The organism is Spirosoma fluminis, assembly GCF_054778895.1.
In genome coordinates this window covers 1-20,123 of sequence record NZ_BAAGZD010000041.1, presented here as the reverse complement: position 1 = coordinate 20,123, position 20,123 = coordinate 1, and the positions used below count along the sequence as shown (strand labels likewise).

The window sequence follows — 20,123 nt, the reverse complement described above, 5'->3', positions numbered from 1 at the left end:
GAATTTAACAAACAGCCATGCAACGAGTAGTACTGCTATTGATTCTGGGAATACTGCATCGTGCTGCGGTGGCACAGGAATTCCCCAAAGGATTCTCGTTACCCATTGAAATAGGACAGGGCTTCAATCAACCCGCTGGTACACCGCTTTATCTGCTGACACTTCAGGCGGTTCCGCAAGTGACGCTGGTACCGGGAAGACTTCAGCTGGGGGCAGTTCTGGGCGGCTTTTATCCCGCTACACATGTGGGTGTCCTGGCAGGGCCGCGCGTAGCGCTCAAGGTGTTGGCGGGGAAACCTATCCTGTCGGCCAGTTCCTTTAATCTGCATATACTCGCTGAGTTCTTATGGGCGACGGCTCCTGAGCTGACAAAAGGCCGACAACTACTGGGCGGTGGTATCGGGATTGGTAGTTCGGATTTAGCTACCGTTTCGCTCAGGCTGCACCGCGATCTGGCGCATTCGGCAACCTGGTTCCAGGTAAGTATCGGGTATAATCTGGTCAAGAAAACTCCTCCACCCTTATAAACCCGATTGTCATGGCTAAAACTGCCTTAGTTATCAGTGGAGGAGGCTCGAAAGGTGCCTTTGCGGTTGGCGCTCTGTCGTTTATTCATCAGCATGTTCAACCCATCGACCGCTTCGATGTCTATTGTGGTACGAGTACCGGTTCGTTAATTGTGCCGTTGGCGGCTCTGGGCGAAATGGCTCTTCTCGAACAGATTTACACCACTACCCGCCAGGCTGACGTACTCAATATGGGCGGTATCGGAAACCTGATTACTGGTGTATCGCTGCACGACGCAACCCCTCTGAAACGCCTGATCGAAACCAATCTGACCGACGCTCGCTTCAACCGGCTTAAGACTTCGGGTAAACCCGTATTTCTGGCGACGGTCTGTCTGCAAACGGAGCGATTGGTTTATTTTGGGATGCAGCCCGCATCCGGAAATGCAGCGTATGATGTCAACCTAATTCAAACAGCTACTGACCTACGCAGGGCCATGCTGGCATCGTCGTGTCAACCGGTATTCATGCAGCCTGTCGAGTGGAGACCCGGCACCGTACCGGTACGGCAGTATGCGGATGGAGGCATTCGGGAACTTACACCCTTGCAGGCGGCTATCGATAACGGAGCCGAAATCATCATCGCCATTACGAATAGTCCGGCCAAAACTCCCGAAGACAACCAAATGCTGCGAACAGCCACCGCTATGCTGGAGCGAACAATTGATCTGTTTTCCGAGGATGTGGGTGACAACGATTATCGGCTGGCTACGCTCATTCAGCAGACCAATACGTATATACAGACCGTAAAAGCGCAACTGCGGACACAGGGAGTCGCGCAGGCAACTATCGACTCCGCTTTTGCGTCGGGCAGTAGTCCAGCCGCCGGAACGGCGATTACTAAAATTGTTGAGGTTCGTCCAGCCGCTAAACTTACCGAAGGAGGGCCGGGTGGTCTGACGTTTGATCCAACGGCTATGCGGCAGATGTTTCAGAAGGGTGTTCAGGAGGCAACAAAGGTCTTTACCAGCCTACCCTCGCCGATCGTATAAGGCCGATCGGTATGGAACGGCTTAACCCTTACGTCCAGTAATCATACTGCATGTACCGGGCTGTTTCGTCGGCGACTTCTTTGCCAAGCAGCTTCCCAACTACGTACAAGGCCATGTCAATACCGGCCGAAATCCCCGCTGAGGTGATAACCCTGCCGTTGTCGACAAACCGTTCGGCGGGCTTAACCATAGTCGACGGCGACATCTGTTGCAGGCTGTCAGCTGCCAGGAAATGAGTTGTGGCGGACAGACCATCCAGCAAGCCTGCTTTTGCTAAGATCAACGCGCCGGTACACACCGACAAGACCAGCTCGGCACTTTCCGCTGTTCGCCGGACCCAGTTCAGAATAGCCGGGTTATCCATTTCGCGCCGGGAGCCGTAGGGCGTGCCATCTGGATGATAACCCCCTCCGCCCGGAATGACCAGTACATCGGCTTTAGGGTGATCGTTGAGCAGATACGTTGGCGTTATGCATAGCCCATTTCGCGCATAGACGGGTCCGCGCTCGGCCACGGTAAACACCTGAAAAGGCGGTTGATTGCCCGTTTGTCGGCCTGCGACGCCAAAGACTTCAAACGGCCCGGCAAAGTCGAGAACTTCAATTTCATTGAACAGGAGAATGGCAACGGTACGCATAGAGGGTGATGGCTAGCTCCGCTTCGTTTTCCGTCTGCCGATCGGCAGCTTCGAAAGAGCAAAGCGAGTTGATAACAACGATCCTTATTTTCTGCCTAACGTAATAAGCACGACGCCGACCAGGGCAATAACGGCACCCACTAGCGACTGACTGGAAAAGATTTCCCCGGCGAACGTAACGCCCAGCAGCATAGCCACCACGGGGTTAACAAACGCGTACGTGGAAAGCAACTGGGGCGACGCATTCCGGGCGAGCCAGGCGTAGGACGAAAAGCCGATGATGCTGCCAAAAACGACGAGGTAAAACACCGATCCAACGGCTTTGGCTGGTGCATCAAAAATGCTCAGGGGTGTAACCGGCTCCATGATCAGGCTGATGATAAACAAGACCATACCACCTACGATCATCTGAATACCGCTGGAAATATTGGCTGCAGGTAGTGACACACGGGGAGCCAGTAACGTACCAATTGCCCAGGCGAAGTTGCCGAATACAACTAGGCTCGACCCGATCAGATTGGCGTGGACACCGCCCGTGCTTTGCATCTTATCCGGTTTTATTAAAAAATAGATACCGATCAAACCCACTGCCAGACCTGCCAGTGCCAGGTTGGTTGGCCGTTGCCGACCGAATGATACCCAGTTAAGCGTTAAGAGAAAAACGGGTAACATGCCGCCCAGCAAAGCCGCCATTCCCGTTGGAATATACTGAAGCCCAAGGGTTAGACAACCGTTTGAAATGGTCAGAAGTAAAACGCCGATGATACCAGCCGAACGCCATTCCGCACGGGTAGGAGGGGGCGTACCGGTAAAGCGAGCATAGCCGTACAACAGCCCGCCCGCAATTAAGTACCGAACAGAAGCCATGTACAACGGCGGCATCCGTTCGGTCATGAAGTGAATAAACAGGTACGTAGATCCCCACAGAACATAGACAGAAAGCAGCGCTGACCAAAGGGTTACGCGATTGGGGGCGATTGTGGCGGGTGAACTAATGGCTTGCATACAACAAGGACGTCGATTCAACCTGTAACAACGACATCTTTACTTTCTATCCGTTACGTGCCAAAAATTTAATTTTTCTAAGATTGTTGCTAGTAAACGTAAAGAAAATATAATTAATGTAAGTTTTGGGCAAAGAGATAAAGTAATTCAGAAGTTGATTTGCGAATTTTTGTCAGTCCGGCAAAAACAGGCTATACTAATTCTGAAAAGCTTCAACTGTGTAAACACACATCGCAACTACTAATGGCTTACGCTCACTCGTACGTAAACGGATTGCCGGACGGGATATAGGTGACCTTGATGCCCGGTACCTGAGGTTTTAGCCAGGTCACGAGCCATTCCATACCGGCGGCTTCGCTCATAATGTGGCCCAGGATCACCAGAGAAATCTTTTGCCCCCGGCTGCGGGCGTCGCGGATGTATTCGGGGGTTTCCCACTCACTGGATTCTCCGCAGAAAACAACATCGGGTTTTGCCTTCGAGATCGCCGTTATCTGATTGCGGCCACCCGATGCGCCCGGCAACAGGAGAACGCGCTGACAGACCTGGTTCCGATCGCCAACCAGACGTACCGTTTTAATGGCTAACTTCTCCTTCACGTGGCCGATGAGCTGATGAAGGGGCGTTGCGGGCATCGTCAGCAGGTGCGATGTATCGGCGTTGGTGAATTTGTCCCAGCCCAGTTGCGACAGCATACCGGTCCAGATGCCGTCGGGACGGTGCGAGTGCCAGTAGTCGTGAAACCGCCAGACCGCAATGCCGTGTTTTTTCAGTAACTCCTGCTTGTGCCGCAAAACTTCATCATCGCTCAGCCAGTCGGTTTCGTCGAGGTGATTGTAAAAGGTAGGCTCGTGGGCGATGATGAAGTTGGCACCGGCAGCCGCGGCTTTTTCGATCACGTCGGCCGTGGCAAACATGGTCGATACAATGCCGGTCACCGGCTGCGATCGGCTCCCCGACTTCAACGTATCAACCGTCTTGGGAAAGGGCGCGCCCGGAATGGTTTTCAAAATCAGGTCCATCACCTGACCAACGGTCATTGAGGCTTTAACGGCAGTCCCGTAGGCTGAACCTAACAGGGGCGTATTGATAAGCATGGACGTACCCAGAACCTGGGTCAGATTGGCTAAGAATTGTCGTCTTCCCTGGGCGTTGTGCATAATCGTTAGTGGGTTTTATCAGCCTGTATGAGCGAAAGCGCTTACAGGCCATCCTTTACTTTTTGGCAAAACTGAACGCATCCTCAAAAGCGGTCAGTAATTGATCGTTTGTCCGGTTCAGCAAACTGTCATTCACCAGTAGCTTCATGTAGCCGTCGGCTTTAGCGGACGGTAGGCCGATATTATATTTTTTCCAGAACACTTCACCCAGTTTTCGTACGTCGACTGCTGGCGATAGTTGCGCATTGAAAATGTTAGTGCCACCTTCAATTGGAGTGATTTTTACTTCAGACAACTGGTTGAGTTTGTAAGGGCTGCTAAGGCCGGAGCCGCTGATAGGCTCGACAGGAAATTTCTTCGGGTAAACATGCGGGCTTAAAGAATAGATAAGCAGAAAGAGCTAAACCGGTTGTAGCCCGAAAATGCGGCTGTATTCGTCGGGATTAAATCCTAACGCAATAATCCGTCCGTTGTGCTCGATCAGCGGTCGGCGGATGGCCGAGGGCTTGTCGATCATAAACGTAATGGCGGCTTCGGTATCGGATGGTTTTTCCGAGTCAGGCAGTTTCTTCCAGGTCAGTCCGGCTTTATTCACGAATTCATCCCAGCTTTTCTGCGTTAACCAGCGTTCAATGATGGTGCGGTCGACGCCTTGCTTTTTGTAATCGTGAAATTGATACGTAATACCGTGCTCGGCTAACCAGGTGCGCGCTTTTTTGACGGTATCACAGTTTGGAATTGCGTATAACGTATACATCTCCTGCAGTTAAATGGAAACAACCAGTCGTTTACCGGGAGCAACGGCCTGCTGCCAGGCCGTTTCGATAGCCGACAAGGTAGTTAGTTCGGTATCAATTACGAGCTTACCGTCGGCGGCAAGCTGAAACATTTCGGGAAGCATGTCGGTCGTGTATTCGTGCATTTGCTGCTTAGAAATACTGCCCAGACCAGACCCCAGCAACTCAATGGCGGAACTGCGTAAGGTGCCCGACGCTACGTCGATGTGTTCACCCGCCATGCTGCCCACGGCAACAATCCGAATGGGGTGCGCAACTGTGTTGGGGCTTCCCTCTTTCAGCGTATTGATGATTAACGTAATAGGGTGCCCCCACAGGTAGTCGATGACAATGTCGATTGGTGTATCGGCGTGGATCGCTCTAAGTTGCCCGCTAAAGGCGTCATCGTCCTGGTGGAGCGAGATAATTTCATCGGCACCCAGCGTTTTCAGCTTTTCCAGCGACTCCTGATTTCGACCCGTGGCGATTACTTTCGACGCGCCGTAGTGTTTAGCCAGTTGAACGGCTACCATGCCGGTAACGCCCGTCGCTCCGTTGATCAGCACAACCGCATTGGCTTGTATATTAGCCCGGAAACGAAGGGCCAGTGCTGCGCCCATAACCGCATTCGGCAGGGCCGCAGCCGTTACGTCGTCAAGCGTATCGGGCAGTTTAACATAGCCCTTACCGGCGATTACCGCTTTTTCGGCAATCGTTCCGGTTAATCCCTGCGCATAAACCCGGGTTCCATCGTCCAGTATGCCCACTCCGTCGAAGCCTACAACTGCCGGTAGGGAAGAGTAACTGGCGTAGTGCTTGCCACTGGCCCGTGCTTTATCCAGATTTTTAATGGACGCGGCCTTTACGTTCATGACTAACTGGTCAGCGTTTTGCGGAGTTGGATCCGCGAAGTCTTCGTATACGGGGAGGGTACCTAATTGGTGTAATACAGCGGCTTTCATAGTCTGCCTGGTGGTAAGAATGTTCTAACGTGGTTGTAATTTATTACCGCCAACACCGGATTTTGCGGGTGAGTTTACGTATGCGCCAAAAAGTCACGAATCGTCTGCTGATAATCCTTCGGCAACAGTTGTAAAACGCCAGTTTAACCGCCTGGCTCGTGTGGCAGTGAAGTAAATAGCCGATCAGGACCCTATGCGTTATTAATTTTGACCCTGTTGGCGCTATTCCTAACTTTGCGGAAGCCGCAGGCTAACGGTTTTTTTGAACCCATCCTGCCAGGCTTGTCTACTTCTTCCCGCGTGTGTATGCGTTTACGACTAGTACTTCTTTTTCTGTTCTTCTCTCAGGTTGTTTATGCCCATTTAGGTACGCTCACCGGTTCGGTGATCGACGCAGATACGCGCCTTCCGCTGCGCGGGGTCACCGTGCAGTTGGTTGGGGTCGGGAAGGCTGCATTAACCGATGAACTGGGCCGGTACCGCTTCGATGGACTGGTGGCCTCGCCCTATAAAGTTGAATTTTCGCATGTCGGATACGCGCCTTTCGTGCAGGACATAACGATCACTGACGACCAGACAACGCACACCCAAACCCGGCTGCGAACCGCCCCAGTTACGCTGAATTCCGTGACCGTCTCCGCGCTGAAAGCCCATGATCAGCAGTTAATCAGCAACCTGGATATTCGGTTACGTCCGGTTACCAATTCGCAGGAGATTCTGCGGCTGGTGCCGGGCCTGTTTATTGGTCAGCACGCGGGTGGCGGCAAGGCAGAACAGATTTTTCTGCGGGGCTTCGATCTCGATCATGGCACTGACATTCGGCTGACGGTGGACGATATGCCGGTCAATATGGTCTCGCACGCCCACGGCCAGGGGTATGCCGATCTGCATTTTGTCATTCCCGAACTGGTCGAAGGCGTTGATTTCAGCAAAGGACCGTACCGGACCGACAAGGGCAATTTTGCCACGGCTGGCTGGGCGAATTTCCGCACGCGGGCGGCCATTGACCGGTCGTTTGCCAAAGTAGAAGTGGGTCAGTACAATACCATCCGGGCCGTAACGGGATTAAATCTGCTGGGCCCCAATGGCCTGTTCAACCGGGATACTACCGCCCGTAACCGCAGCCAGTCGGCCTACATCGCTTCAGAGTATTCATACAGCGATTCGTATTTTGATAACCCGCAGCACTTCAAGCGGTTCAACGTATTGGGGAAATACCACAGCCATCTGTCTTCAAATACAAACTTAACCTTAACGGCATCAACCTTCTGGAGCAAATGGAACCACTCGGGGCAGATACCCGACCGAGCGGTCGAATCAGGTTCAATCGGCTGGTTCGGCTCTATCGATCCGACCGAGGGTGGTGAAACCAGTCGTACCAATCTGAACGCGCAATTGGTCACCGTGACACCTAACAATCACATCATTAAAAATCAGTTATTCTACAGCAACTACAACTTTGAACTGTATTCGAACTTCACGTTCTTTCTTCGTGATTCAATCAATGGCGATCAGATCCGGCAGCGCGAACGACGCAATCTGTTCGGCTACAACGGGAGCTACGCCATACCGTCGCAGATCGGTCGCAGCCAGTGGACCACTACGTTCGGAGCGCAATATCGGCAGGACATCACCCGCGGTTCTGAACTGTCGTACACTAAAAATCGGATTGAAACGCTGAATCGGGTGCAGTATGGCAATATTAATGAAATCAATGCGGCTCTCTACGTTGATGAAGTAATCCAGCTATCCGACCGATTTACGCTCAATGCGGGACTACGTTACGATTTTTTTCGCAGTCAGTACGAGGATTTGTTGGTAGCTCCCGCAATTACCCGGTCAGCAACACAAGGCATTCTGTCGCCTAAACTGAACCTGTATTATACTGCTAATCCGAGTCTGCAACTATACCTGAACACAGGGCGGGGCTTTCACTCGAACGATACGCGGGTCGTGGTGCCGCAGAATGGCCGGGAGATTTTGCCGGGTGCCTATGGTTCCGACCTGGGCATTATTGTTAAGCCAACTCCTAAACTGTTGATAAATGCGGCCGCCTGGTACTTATGGCTGGCGCAGGAGTTTGTGTACGTAGGTGACGAAGGAGTTGTGGAACCCAGTGGCCGGTCACGTCGAACAGGCATTGACGTATCGGCGCGGTATCAACTCACCCGGCATCTCTACGCCGACCTCGACCTGAACACCGCCCGACCACGGGCTGTTGGTGCCGAAGCTGGGCAGCGCTTTCTGCCGCTGGCTCCTGTCTTTACATCTACCGGTGGGCTGTCGCTGCAAACCCGTTCGGGCATAAGCGGTTCGCTACGTTATCGATACATGGCCAACCGACCTGCCAACGAAGATAATTCTATCGTGGCCAGGGGCTATTTCGTGACCGATTTGCAACTGAACTACACGCGCCGGAGCCACGCCTTTGGATTGTCGGTTCAGAATCTGCTGAACACCCGTTGGAAAGAAACTCAGTTTGCTACGGAAAGCCGATTGCAGGGCGAAGCAACTCCCGTTAACGAAATTCACTTTACGCCTGGAACGCCATTTTTTGCTCGCCTGAGTTATACGCTGTTCTGGTAGGTTAACAGTCCGGCGAATAGTGCCAAGGCGTCTGGTAACCAGCCTATCGTTATGGCCTGTTTGTAATAGACCAGTAGGTCGAACCAGAATATAACCACTTGATTTATCCGCTCATTACGCCCTGAATTTCGCCTGTTCGGCATTAATACCGAAGTTTGACGAAGGCGTACTTCACAAGCAGAAAACGCGCACTGGGTCAGATCGAGAAAATCATATCACTGTGAGTCGGTAAGGACCATAGAGGGTGACGCTGCCTGATTACTCGGTGAGCTTCAGATAAAAAATTATCTTGGCTATCGCTCTGCGCATTGATCAAAATCAGACCCGATGTAGCCGTACTCCGGGAGAACGGTGGCATCTCCATAAGCTTAGGCGTAGTGAGGCTGTTTTTGTACCATTTATACTTACTAGGAGTGCCGCTGACAATCACGTTTATGGGGGGAAAGCGCTACGGCATACGGCAAGGCGTATAAAACGCCCAAAGCCCGGTGTGGCCGGGCTTTGGGTAGAACCGTCTCAGGTGAGACTAGCTAAAGGCGTTGATGTGCTTCTGAAAGATAGCCTCGTATTTGCTGGCGGCTGCCGTTTGTTTGGCTTCCTTACAGGCTTCTACGATGGTTTGCAGGATATACAGGTCAGCATCCGGATTGCCAAAGCGTCCCTGGCCACTCTTAGCGTAGCTCAGGTTCTGGTCGGCCCGGCTGGCCATAGTGTCCGCAATTTCGAGGGCTTTCTTCGCATCGCCAACCTCGAACAGGAAGCGTACGTAGTTCGACGAAATCTGGTCGAACGGAATGCTCTTGTCGGGTATCACTTTCAGCGAGTAGTTCAGTACGTCGCGGGCTTTAGCCATGTTGCCTTCGCGGATGAACTGATCGGCTAGACGGAAGAAGGCAATACGGGCTGAGATGACCGGCGGTCCTTTATAGGTTTCGTCGTAGTACACGTCTGGGTTGTCGAATTGACGCCAGAAGGTTTTCTTGGTCATGTTGGTGTACATGATATCTGAATTGACGTACCCGTCGGTAGCACCCGGCACCGCTACCGGCATCAGCCGATACGCGTAGCCTTCCAACTGCATGTAGTTTTTCAGATTCAGGTAATTGTCGCTGGCGAGGGTGCTCGAGAAATAGATCGGACGCTGCCAGTTGTTGGTCGCGATGATGTCGAGCATGATCAGGTCAGGCTTATACAGGTCTTTCTTGCCGATCGTCCATTGCAGCGTATCCTTCATCAGCGGACGTAACATGGCCGGTACAAACTTCGCCTTATCGATAGCGCCCTTGTCGATGGGCAGGAACAGCACCGACGACGGAAGCACACTCGTCATGTCGCCGTTGGTGAGCGGTACCTGAACGGCGGGGCTGCTGGACTTGATCAGGCTGATGTACTGTTTCAGGTCAATACCGTCCTTTACGCCCCCTACTTCGTAAAAAGGCACTATGTCGTTCTTGCCCTTGTTGAAATTTTCCATCTCCAGCGAGATCGGCAGCGCTTCAGACTCGTACGTCTTGCGCTTCATTTGCTGAATATACCATTCGGTACCCAGCAAGCTGAGGTTACACACCCGCACGTCGCGCCGGAATCCTTCGACCTCCTGAACGTACCAGAGTGGGAACGTATCGTTATCACCACCGGTAAACAGAACCGCGTTCGGCGCGCAGGAATTCAATAGATTCTTGGCAAAGTCGACCGACTGAAAGCGGTTGTCCCGGTTGTGATTGTCCCAGCTTTTAGCCCCCATCATAACGGGTACCAGCAACGACAGACCGACCACCAGGCCGTTACGGGTCGTATCTGATTTGAGTGTATTGCGTAACCCTTCGGCGATTGCCATAGCGCCCAGCCCGAGCCAGATCGCGAAGAAATAGAACGAACCAACGTAGATATAATCCCGTTCGCGCGGTTCAGAAGGGGGGGAGTTCAGGAACACCTGCAACGCGATACCCGTGAACAGGAAGAGGAGCCCAACAATCAGAAAATCGCGACGGCCCCGGTAATACTGGAAGACGATACCGAACAAGCCCAGAATGAACGGCAGCATATAGAAGTTGTCGCGGGCTTTATTGGCCTTCAGCAAATCTGGTACGTTCTGATCTGACGACCAGGGCAGCAGATAACCAGCCCCTTCTTCGTCGCTCTCCCGACCCGCGAAATTCCACATGAAATAGCGCCACCACATATGCCCCAGCTGGTAGCTGAACATGAACTTCAGGTTATCGCCCATCGTGGGTTTCTGCCCTTCGGCCAGGCCCAGCATCTGGCGGTACAACTGCGGGTGATTCTGCTGACTGCTGTAGACGCGCGGAAAGAGCATCTCGTCGCCCGGTGAATAGATGTATTCGGGCTGATAATCGAAGATAACGTATTTGTTGCCTTCTTTCTTCCACATGGGGGCACCGCGCTTCTGATCGACGGGCCGGGACGTAAAGACGGGGCCGTAGAGCAGCGAACGGCTCCCATACTGCTCCCGACGCAGGTACGACAGGAAGTTCAGCGCATCGCTGGGGTCGTTTTCGTTAATTGGCGGATTGAAATCGGCCCGTACCAGCACCTGCATATAAGACGCGTAGCCAATCAAAACGAACGCCAGCGCGAGCAGGGAGGTGTTCAGGACGGCCCGCTGCTTCCGGACCGACCAGATAATGCCGTAAATAATAGAGCCCAGGAACACAACCACGAAGAAAATCATGCCTGAGTTGAAGGGCAGCCCAAGCGTGTTCACAAAGAACCGCTCCACCACGAAGGCCATACCCGGCAGGCCGGGAATAATGCCCGAGTTGATGATGCCGAGAATAACCAGACCGACCCCAAAAGCTGCAGCACCGCCCCAGAAGGTCGGTTTAGCTGTTTTCTTGAAGTAATAGATCAAGGCTAACGCTGGCAGCGTAACCAGGTTCAGCAAGTGAACGCCGATCGACAGCCCCGTCAGGTAAGCGATAAAGATCAGCCAGCGATTGGCCGCTGCTTCGTCGTTGATACGTTCCCAACGGAAAGCCGCCCATACGACGATGGCAGTAAAGAACGACGACATGCCGTACACTTCGGCTTCGACGGCCGAAAACCAGAACGTATCGGAGAACGTATAGGCGAGCGCACCGACCAGCCCGGTACCGATAACGAGCAACGTATCGGCGGTAGAGTAATCCTGCTCGGCTTTGTTCAGCAGCTTCTGCGCCAGCATGGTGATGGTCCAGAACAGGAACAGGATGGTGAAGGCGCTGGCCAGCACCGAGGCCATGTTTACCCAGTAGGCTACGCTGGTCAGATCGCCAAACGACAGCATGGAAAAAAGCCGGCCCAGCAGCAGGAAGAAGGGCGCACCGGGTGGGTGGGGCACCTGAAGTTTAAACGAACACGCAATGAACTCGCCACAATCCCAGAAACTGGCCGTACGTTCGACCGTCATCGCGTAGGTGAACAGCGCGACGACAAACGTAACCCAGCCCGTGATGGTGTTCAGGCGTCGGAATGATTGCATACAGATAAAACAGTTAAACGAAAGCTACTTTTTGTGTAAACACTGCCCAAATTTAGCAAAATAAAGCCCGTACCGGGTGGGAGCAGGCTGTTAAAGTTTGTTAAGGTCTAATCCGGACACAGTACAACCGACTTACTCTGGAATAGGCAGGTGCGGTTTTAAAATGAATGCTTAATCGTTTGTCCCTGTTCAGTATAGAGTCAAAACGGGTCATTCGTGCCCTCATTTTCAAAAAGTGGGGTCACGAATTTGGGGGTCACTGAGCACCGCTCTTACCTTCCGGGCCGCTTCCAGCAGATGAATCGCCGGCCCTTCGTGAATTTCAATGCGACCCGCTTCAAAAATAAAGTGGTCAGGCTGGATTCCTTATCGAACCCAATGCATGCAACCGTTCTAAGCAATCCTAACTTAGCTGCATTATTGGGTGTAGTCGCGTATAGCGTTGATAGAAATTGGAAAGCTGACTTCGATCGACGATCGAAGTCAGCTTTCCGTTGAAACTAGCTACTTATAAACCTTTCCGGATTGATTGGAGTATTTCTAAGCAGTTGAAGAATAGAATCATGAAATCTCCAGTATTACTATTCCTTTTGGGGCTAATCGCTTTTATCTGCTTCGTTGGTTATTGTTATGCGCTTGTTGACTGGATACATGACTACAGAACAGGTTTATACCATCATGAGCGTTTGGAAGCTGTTTATGAAACCTCAGCCCTTGTTATTTACACGGCTTTCGGGCTTCGCTTCACAACCAATAAGGTTAATTTTTTCAATTAATGGGTGAATGGATTCACTCTGTGATCTAGTCGAAAAAGAAAGCCCGAACGGTTAAGTCCGGGCTCCTTTATTATATATCTCTAACTAATTTATTTACGGCTTAACTACCTTCAGACTCTGCCGTTGGGCGGAAATACCGTTACCTGCTTCACTGACCACCTGCAAGAGATACATACCGCTGGCTTGCCCCTGCATGTCCCAATCAATTAGGTGTTGTGAGTCGGCCTGCTGCCAGTGCTGCTGACGGATCGGTTTACCGCTCAGGTCAAGTAGCTCCACCCGCAACGAACGTCCCTGTGCGCCACGTACTACAGCCCGCAGTCGATCCTGCTGGATAGGGTTAGGCGCTAGTTCCACCTGCAACGGTGTTTCCAGACTAGCTATCTCACGAGCCCGGCAACTCGCGTCCACTGTCAGCCGGTAGGGACCGTAGACCCTGACTGTGCCCGAGCGATCAGTGACTTTCAGATAGAAGTTACCTTGTGTATTACTCTGGGCGTTGATCAGGGTTAAGCTCGACGTAGCCGTGCCTCTGAAGAGCTGGGGCGTCTCCATGATCTTGGGGTTAGTTAGGCTGTTCTTGTACCACTCATACTTGACTGGGTCGCCTTCGACCGTTACGTTGATCACCGCCGTTCCACCCCGGCAAACGGTGGGGTTGTTGCCCCCCAGCACGGTGGTAGAGGCCGTGGCCGAACAGCTGTTGTCTTGGCGGGTCACCGTCACTGAGTACACCCCTGCTGTGGTGACCTGAGCCTTGTTGCTGCTGCCTTGTTGAGCAGCGTTTGGGCTAAAGCTATAGTTGTAGCTACCGCTTGGGGTAGCTGTTGCGGTCAGTGTTACGCTGGTGTTGGTAAAGGACAAGGGACCCGAGTTGGTCAGCGTAACGCTTGGGGGTACGGTGTTGCCCGTCACCTCCGTCGTAGCTGTAGCCGTACAGCCGTTGGTGCCTGTTGCCGTAACGGTGTACGTGCCGGGCGTATCGACAGTCGCCATCGGTCCACTGGCGCTAAAGCCTTCTGGCCCGGTAATGCCATACGCTATCCCAGTGCTACTGCTGCCCGCTGTCAGACTCACACTAGTTTGAACGCAGGTCAACGTGCCGCTACTGGCTAGCGTGATGTTCTCAGGAGCTGCGGTGTTGCTGGTTACCTCCGTCGTAGCAGTAGCAAAGCAGCCACCTGGATTCGTTACCGTCACGCTGTAAGGCCCGGACTGAGAAGCAGTGATGGTTCTACTGGTAGGCCCACCAGGTTGAGGTCCGTTGCTAAACTGGTACGTTGCACCCGTTTCTCCTCCGCCTGCGGTGAGTTGAACGCTGGTTCGGATGCAGGTAAGTATCCCGTTGTTGGAAGCAGTCAGAGTGGGTGTAGGGGGAGGAGTGCATTGGCCTTGAAAGATACCAAATTGACCTATAACAATACCATTACTAGCTGCTTCTCCTGTAATCGTAATTGTCTCAATAGTTAACCCCGGCTGAGTGACGTAAAAACCAAAGTATTGAGCGTTGGCATTAGCTCCCAGCGATTTAACGGGAATGGGGCCAGAAGTGGCAGAGTTGTTTTGAGTATTGGCCGTTATGGTATAGGTCTGAGAACCAGAATTATTTAAAACATAGAAATAAAAGGCTTTAGTGTCTGCCGGTAAAGCTAATGTAATAGTAGTATTATAATTAAAATAGATTCTCCTGTGTAACCATTCCCTCAGATGAAATCTATACTCGCATCAGCTGCTGGCTGTGGCGTATAAATTACTTGGGCAGGACTCAGTCCTATCGAACCGGTAAGGGGGCTGGGTATGGAAGAAACGCTACTCCCATTGGCTCTTGAATCGATAACGGAGGTCATAGGATAACCACCTAAAGACGCTGGAGGGGCATTTGTTCCAGGCGAGCCGTCAAAAACAACCTGCGCCTGTAGGCTGAGCGAAGCAGAAAGTAGTAAGATAAAAGTAAATAGGTGCTTCATGGGTTAGATGTTAAATTGAAAATGAAGATGTTAAATTCTCTGTAAAGCTACTCTACCTGCGCTGTAGTCTGTAAGTAACCGGCAGAATATATAGGCTGAGTTGGAGAACGGAGGATATAAAAAAGCCCAGTTGCGTAGCGACCAGGCTTTCCTCATGCTTTATATCATACCCACTAGCAAAGGTGCGCCCGTCAAGCTTATACTCGGAGTGATTTACGGGGCTGTCTAGAAGTTTAGCTTGCGTAAGTTCTGTCGTTCCTCAGGATGACAGAAGCGCTACCAGTTCATCTCTTTTTATAAATCTTGAACCGCTTCCTAACATTACGACGCGCAGGCGTGTTCTACGGGCTCAACTACTTGATTTATCAGCAATGTCTATTACCCTTCAGCAGGCCCAGCAGGCAATCGAAGCCGCCAAACAGAAAGCCGTCGAGATCGGCACGTTAATGAACATCGCCATTGTCGATGCCGGTGCGAACCTGACCGCCTTTGTGCGCATGGATGGAGCGTGGCTTGGCTCGGTCGATATTGCCATGCGCAAGGCCCGTACCGCCCGCTATTTTGACATGCCCACCGGGGAAATCGGTAAACTGTCTCAGCCGGGAGGGACACTATTCAACATCGAACACTCGAACGGAGGGTTGATCAGCTTCCCCGGTGGTATTCCCATCAAAAACGCACAGGGTGAAATCATCGGCGCTATCGGCGTCTCAGGCAGTACTGTGGAAAACGATAACGCAGTAGCCCAGGCGGGAGTCGATGCGCTGATGTAGGGCCAGGTCAGGAATGCTTCTACAGGTACGAATCAGGCCCGTTCTTATTTTTATCTCATGCCTGCATTGACATTTCGGTATCAACTGCCTAAAAAAGCCATCAAAGGCGATTGCCCGAACTGCGGGCCGAAGCATCGCAGGACGTTGAGCCGGTATATCGACACCAGAACGGGCGAACCCTTGCCCGACATATACGGCCGCTGCGACCGGGAAAGTAATTGTGGCTACCACCTCAATCCGTATCAGAAAGGACCAGCCGGGTTGTCTTATCACGACGAGGTGAAAGCCCGCACCCGGCTGGGCTCCATGCCGAAAAGCTGGTTTAAATCAGCCGCCAGGCAGAAGTATAAAGGCGAATCGAAACAAAGTGTCATTACGTGGTTGATCCAGAAAGAAGGCGCTACACTTGAGCAGGCCGACTACGTAACCAATTTTCTGTTCGACAGTCCGGCCGCCGAATCGGCGGTAACTCCGCTCAAACCCAGTCAGAGCCCAATCTGCACCATCCCTCAGGAGGTAGTTCAGCAGTCGTTACGTCAGTACGAACGTAACCAGTTCGCCCGTTTGTTACGTCGGCATTTCGGTACACCGGTTGCCGACGAGCTGCTGAGCCGGTTTACTATCGGTACGTCGGGCCGGTGGCCGGGAGCCTGTGTGTTCTGGTATATCGACGAGCAGCAGCGGGTACGGGGCGGACAGATCAAGCTATTCGACGATACGTTCCATACGGTTAAATACGTGGTCAGGGATGGCGAAAAACGCAGCCGAACCACCTGGGTCCATTCAGCCTACGCCCGCCGTTGCGACCAACAGCAGCAACCGTATCCAGACTGGCTGACGACTTACCTCGATGAGCGGAACGACGTACAGAAGTCGCCCTGCCTGTTTGGCTTACCGCAATTGGCAACCACACCCGCCGACAAGCCGGTGGCTATCGTTGAAGCGCCAAAAACGGCGGTGATCAGCACGCCCTATTTTCCTGATTTTGTGTGGCTGGCGGTTGGAGCGCTGTCTTACCTCAATGCGGAACGACTAGCCCCCGTCCGGGATCGCCGGATCGAACTGTTTCCGGATCTGTCGAAAGACGGAAGCGCGTTCGAGCGCTGGAATCGCGTAGCCGGGGACCTGATCGGGCAGGGGTTTACGATAACCGTTTCGACGTACCTGGAAGATAACGCGACATTGGAGGAAAAAGCGGCTGGACTGGATTTAGCGGACTTCCTGCTGGAGCAGTGGACAGAATAGACAGTTCGTATTGCTGAGGCTAGTAAGGCGTCGAATCGCCTTAGTATGGAGACGCACCTTCCTAATTCTACGGGAACGTATCGAATTTGAGTTCGATAAGTACACAGGATGCGCAGTTCATGAACTCGATCCGAAAACTACCGGCTTTGCCGGAACTGCCATTCAGTGCAGGATGCCGCCGTAAAGCCTGGCAGTTTAGCAGCCATTTACATCCTGTTTGTTGACTTCCAGAAACACCTCTATCAAGATAAGGTTGCTCGCGCTATCTGGTCGCTCCGAGATGCATAACCAGGCTATACGAAGTCGATTATGAATAAAAAGCGGGACATTCCCCGTAGTTTACACCTCAATTCACAAACGTACTTAGCTAATGTTCCGACAAATCAGACACCAGCACCTGTACTATGGGCTGGCCTTTTTACTCTGCCTGTTCATACCGTTCGACATCTTTGGTCAGACCGGGGGACTGTCCACGGTAGCGCCCCGAATGCGCGTTATCGTCGATAACGATTTCAGCGGTGATCCCGACGGGCTGTTTCAGTTGGCTCACCTGCTGTTGTCGCCTTCAGTCGAAGTACGGGCCATCATCGGGTCGCACCTGAACGCCAGTGATGGGTTTGATAACTCGAAAACACAGGCCGACAATGCCGCTAAAAAAGCACGGGAGTTAATGCAGGTTATGAACGTGGGCAGTACCATCCCCGTTCTGGCGGGGTCAAATACAGCAATGGTCAACGACAGCACACCCGTCAAAAACGAAGCTGTCAATCTCATCGTCCGCGAGGCCCTGCGTACTGACACCAGATTGCCCCTGTACGTAGTGTGCGGAGCTGGACTGACCGAAATAGCGTCGGCCGTGCTGACCAATCCAAAAATTGCCGACAAACTCACCTTGATATGGATCGGGGGTCCCGAATACGCTGAGCTGGCTACCCCGCCACCGGGCTACTCGGAAGTGGAATACAACCTCAACATTGACCAGGCAGCTGCCCGTGCCGTCTTCAATCGGTCAGCGTTACCGCTTTGGCAGGTGCCCCGCAATGTGTACCGGCAGTGCCTGTTATCGTACGCGCAGTTGCTCACAAAGGTGAAGCCGCGGGGCAAAACCGGAGCGTACCTAAGCGGGACGCTCGAAACCCTGATGGCGCGCATCCAGCGGTTCATCAACATCGGTGAAACCTACATCCTGGGCGACAGCCCGCTGGTATTGCTCACGGCCTTGCAGTCGTCTTTCGAACCGGACCCATCATCGAGCCAATACGTTGTTCGGCAGGCTCCTCGCATTAATTCGAGCGGAGTATATGCCACCAACCACAAGGGGCGGCCCATTCGGGTTTATACTCAGTTGGATACGCATCTGATGTTGGATGATTTTTTCGCCAAGCTCGAACTCATGAGTCCTTGAGGTGAATTGTGCCCTGCTGGCGAATCAAGTAGACTCTGCGAACTTTCTCTCCAGGCCATTCTTCGAAACACGGCTTAAGCTCATAAGGAATATCAGAAGGCACTAAAAAAGGACCGGCAGTGGGGTTGTTTCCACCCAGTACAGTGGTCGAAACGATGGCCGTGCAGCCATTTACGTTGGTTACCGCCACGGAATAACCCCCTGGAGCTGTTACGGTAGCCGTGTTTCCCGTTCCCTGCTGAGTAGCGCCCGAACTAAAGCTGTAGCTCTAGCCGGGACTAGACGTAGTGCTCAGCGTAACGGGAGTAGTGGTAAAAGATAGAGGACCTGAAACGGTCAATGCTGCTTGGGGAGAGACGTTGACAGTTACGCGAACGGATACCGTTGCGAACAGAAATCACCGGGTCGGTTTCGGCGTGCTGATCAAACCAATGCAGAGCCGTTCTGACGCTGAATAGCGTTTCGATCAGGTGAATGCCGACGTTTACTTGACCTAGTTTACGGGTAAATTCGCGGGCAACCAATTTCTCATCTTCAATTAGAATGGCGTTCATGACGTCAGGTCGATTTGTGGGCTCAGGAAGTAGACGGATCTAAAAAAGCGACCAGGAGCAACTTTTCGGAATCGGATGGTCAGTGGAAGTTGTTAAATGGTAGGTTACTCCGGTTAAGTCGTTACACCATTTACCAGAGCTGATTGATGACTTATCCACCCAGGCCAACGCATCAACCCTGAATTAACGCAGGTGAAGGAAAAAAACTTGGCATTAAATACCGACGGGCCCAACTTGACTTACTATTGACTAACCTTGATATGACCGACGAGCAAATTCATATCGTACAACGAACCTGGCGAATGTTGCGGCCCATTGACCCTATTCTGCTGAGTAGCGTATTCCTGGCCCGTTTACAGATGGAAGCACCCGCTTGGAAACTCATCGCTCAAGGCCAGCCGCAGGCGGAAGCATCTACGCTGATTCTTGAATTCAGCCGAATTATTGCCCGTCTGGACCAGCCTCAGAGCATAAATAGCTCGTTAATAGCGTTGGTGACACATTACCTACCGGACGCGCTCACGCCACAGCAGATTCTGGCCTTAGGGCGGACATTGCTGTGGACAATTGAGCAAGGGTTAGGTGGCGACTGGAATCAATCGGTTGAGCAGGCTTGGCGTCAGTGTTACATCAACCTGGGTGAGTTGCTGACGGGTATAAAAGATACTAATTAAATTAAGTTGCTGTAAATCAAAATTGTATCTTGAGTTTGTCTCTTTTGCGGAATCAACGTCAGTGGTCGGGCTATATTATCCCGATTGACGTTTCAACGGAAAGCAATATCAACAATGGGATGTTTTCGGGGACGCATTCAACCGGGAGTATTTACCAATCGGCTTTAACGACTATACGTATCAGGATAAGTTCAAAAAGATGAACCTGCCTATATATACCAGCTATGAGAATCTGACAGAAAAGAAACTACTTGAGATAACCTGGTGTACTTCCGAAGGAATCGAACGGAATGATAAAGGGGAAATAACGACGGTGTGGCTTTATGCTGATGATGCAAATCCAACAGATGCCTTAGTTGGAGCTAACAAAGCCTGGGAGAATTATTTCAAAAGATTAAGAACATTATCTGGTTTAGTAGAGAAATATACTTAAGTTAATGACCTCCTCCCAGTAAACTGGACCAACCTAAAGTAGAGAGATCGGGCGATTTTTCGGTACTTTAACAACCAATAATCGCTTATGAAGAAGACCAAATTCACCGAAGCGCAGATTGTTTTCGCGCT

18 protein-coding genes are annotated in these 20,123 nt (G+C 52.0%); 8 read left to right on the top strand and 10 right to left on the bottom strand.

The window, feature by feature from the left end:
• Positions 1 to 17: 17 nt before the first annotated feature.
• Positions 18 to 527 carry a hypothetical protein gene (locus ACYVBJ_RS21940; RefSeq protein WP_460984443.1) on the top strand — a complete coding sequence of 170 codons (510 nt, stop codon included), beginning with the start codon at positions 18 to 20 and terminating at the stop codon, positions 525 to 527.
• Between the two features lie 11 nt (positions 528 to 538).
• The gene (locus ACYVBJ_RS21935) at positions 539 to 1,558 is read left to right on the top strand and encodes a patatin-like phospholipase family protein (protein ID WP_460984442.1); all 1,020 of its coding nucleotides are present in this window, start codon (positions 539 to 541) and stop codon (positions 1,556 to 1,558) included.
• A 28-nt stretch (positions 1,559 to 1,586) separates the two neighbouring features.
• Here the strand turns inward: ACYVBJ_RS21935 and ACYVBJ_RS21930 are convergent, their stop codons facing one another.
• The 7 genes from ACYVBJ_RS21930 to ACYVBJ_RS21900 all read right to left on the bottom strand — a co-directional run bounded on the left by ACYVBJ_RS21930 (position 1,587) and on the right by ACYVBJ_RS21900 (position 6,098).
• On the bottom strand, positions 1,587 to 2,195 hold the full coding sequence (locus ACYVBJ_RS21930; protein WP_460984441.1) for a DJ-1/PfpI family protein: 609 nt from the start codon (positions 2,193 to 2,195) through the stop codon (positions 1,587 to 1,589).
• Between the two features lie 84 nt (positions 2,196 to 2,279).
• Complete coding sequence (locus tag ACYVBJ_RS21925) at positions 2,280 to 3,200, bottom strand: EamA family transporter (protein WP_460984440.1); 921 nt, start codon at positions 3,198 to 3,200, stop codon at positions 2,280 to 2,282.
• A gap of 254 nt (positions 3,201 to 3,454) precedes the next feature.
• Entirely contained in the window at positions 3,455 to 4,360 is a 906-nt protein-coding gene (locus tag ACYVBJ_RS21920; protein WP_460984439.1) for a Nif3-like dinuclear metal center hexameric protein, read from the bottom strand.
• A 55-nt stretch (positions 4,361 to 4,415) separates the two neighbouring features.
• A complete protein-coding gene (locus ACYVBJ_RS21915; protein WP_460984438.1) occupies positions 4,416 to 4,655 on the bottom strand; it encodes a hypothetical protein in 240 nt (79 codons plus the stop codon).
• Positions 4,643 to 4,729, bottom strand: a complete 87-nt coding sequence (locus ACYVBJ_RS21910; protein WP_460985259.1) for a twin-arginine translocation signal domain-containing protein — start codon at positions 4,727 to 4,729, stop codon at positions 4,643 to 4,645. The genes ACYVBJ_RS21915 and ACYVBJ_RS21910 overlap by 13 nt, the downstream gene beginning before the upstream one ends.
• 31 nt (positions 4,730 to 4,760) lie before the next feature.
• Positions 4,761 to 5,117 carry a Spx/MgsR family RNA polymerase-binding regulatory protein gene (locus ACYVBJ_RS21905; RefSeq protein ID WP_460984437.1) on the bottom strand — a complete coding sequence of 119 codons (357 nt, stop codon included), beginning with the start codon at positions 5,115 to 5,117 and terminating at the stop codon, positions 4,761 to 4,763.
• A 9-nt stretch (positions 5,118 to 5,126) separates the two neighbouring features.
• On the bottom strand, positions 5,127 to 6,098 hold the full coding sequence (locus ACYVBJ_RS21900) for a quinone oxidoreductase family protein (RefSeq protein ID WP_460984436.1): 972 nt from the start codon (positions 6,096 to 6,098) through the stop codon (positions 5,127 to 5,129).
• 306 nt (positions 6,099 to 6,404) lie between these two features.
• On the opposite strand from ACYVBJ_RS21900, the gene ACYVBJ_RS21895 reads away from it, so the two are divergent.
• The gene (locus tag ACYVBJ_RS21895; protein WP_460984435.1) at positions 6,405 to 8,684 is read left to right on the top strand and encodes a TonB-dependent receptor; all 2,280 of its coding nucleotides are present in this window, start codon (positions 6,405 to 6,407) and stop codon (positions 8,682 to 8,684) included.
• Between the two features lie 526 nt (positions 8,685 to 9,210).
• Here the strand turns inward: ACYVBJ_RS21895 and ACYVBJ_RS21890 are convergent.
• Both ACYVBJ_RS21890 and ACYVBJ_RS21885 read right to left on the bottom strand, forming a co-directional pair.
• Entirely contained in the window at positions 9,211 to 12,165 is a 2,955-nt protein-coding gene (locus tag ACYVBJ_RS21890; protein ID WP_460984434.1) for a glycosyltransferase family 117 protein, read from the bottom strand.
• Between the two features lie 869 nt (positions 12,166 to 13,034).
• Positions 13,035 to 14,141: a T9SS type A sorting domain-containing protein gene (locus ACYVBJ_RS21885; RefSeq protein ID WP_460984433.1), complete on the bottom strand. Its 1,107-nt coding sequence runs from the start codon at positions 14,139 to 14,141 to the stop codon at positions 13,035 to 13,037.
• A gap of 1,138 nt (positions 14,142 to 15,279) precedes the next feature.
• On the opposite strand from ACYVBJ_RS21885, the gene ACYVBJ_RS21880 reads away from it, so the two are divergent.
• The 3 genes from ACYVBJ_RS21880 to ACYVBJ_RS21870 all read left to right on the top strand — a co-directional run bounded on the left by ACYVBJ_RS21880 (position 15,280) and on the right by ACYVBJ_RS21870 (position 18,331).
• Positions 15,280 to 15,681 (top strand): GlcG/HbpS family heme-binding protein, encoded by a 402-nt coding sequence (locus ACYVBJ_RS21880; protein WP_460984432.1) that lies wholly within the window; start codon positions 15,280 to 15,282, stop codon positions 15,679 to 15,681.
• A 57-nt stretch (positions 15,682 to 15,738) separates the two neighbouring features.
• Complete coding sequence (locus ACYVBJ_RS21875; RefSeq protein ID WP_460984431.1) at positions 15,739 to 16,926, top strand: DUF6371 domain-containing protein; 1,188 nt, start codon at positions 15,739 to 15,741, stop codon at positions 16,924 to 16,926.
• 370 nt (positions 16,927 to 17,296) lie between these two features.
• Positions 17,297 to 18,331 (top strand): nucleoside hydrolase, encoded by a 1,035-nt coding sequence (locus ACYVBJ_RS21870; RefSeq protein ID WP_460984430.1) that lies wholly within the window; start codon positions 17,297 to 17,299, stop codon positions 18,329 to 18,331.
• Between the two features lie 278 nt (positions 18,332 to 18,609).
• On the opposite strand, the gene ACYVBJ_RS21865 is transcribed toward ACYVBJ_RS21870, so the two are convergent.
• The gene (locus ACYVBJ_RS21865) at positions 18,610 to 18,885 is read right to left on the bottom strand and encodes a hypothetical protein (RefSeq protein ID WP_460984429.1); all 276 of its coding nucleotides are present in this window, start codon (positions 18,883 to 18,885) and stop codon (positions 18,610 to 18,612) included.
• Positions 18,886 to 19,130: 245 nt separating this feature from the next.
• Between ACYVBJ_RS21865 and ACYVBJ_RS21860 the strand changes: the two genes are divergently transcribed.
• Positions 19,131 to 19,559 carry a hypothetical protein gene (locus ACYVBJ_RS21860; protein WP_460984428.1) on the top strand — a complete coding sequence of 143 codons (429 nt, stop codon included), beginning with the start codon at positions 19,131 to 19,133 and terminating at the stop codon, positions 19,557 to 19,559.
• 199 nt (positions 19,560 to 19,758) lie between these two features.
• Positions 19,759 to 19,992 (top strand): hypothetical protein, encoded by a 234-nt coding sequence (locus ACYVBJ_RS21855; protein WP_460984427.1) that lies wholly within the window; start codon positions 19,759 to 19,761, stop codon positions 19,990 to 19,992.
• Positions 19,993 to 20,123: the final 131 nt, after the last annotated feature.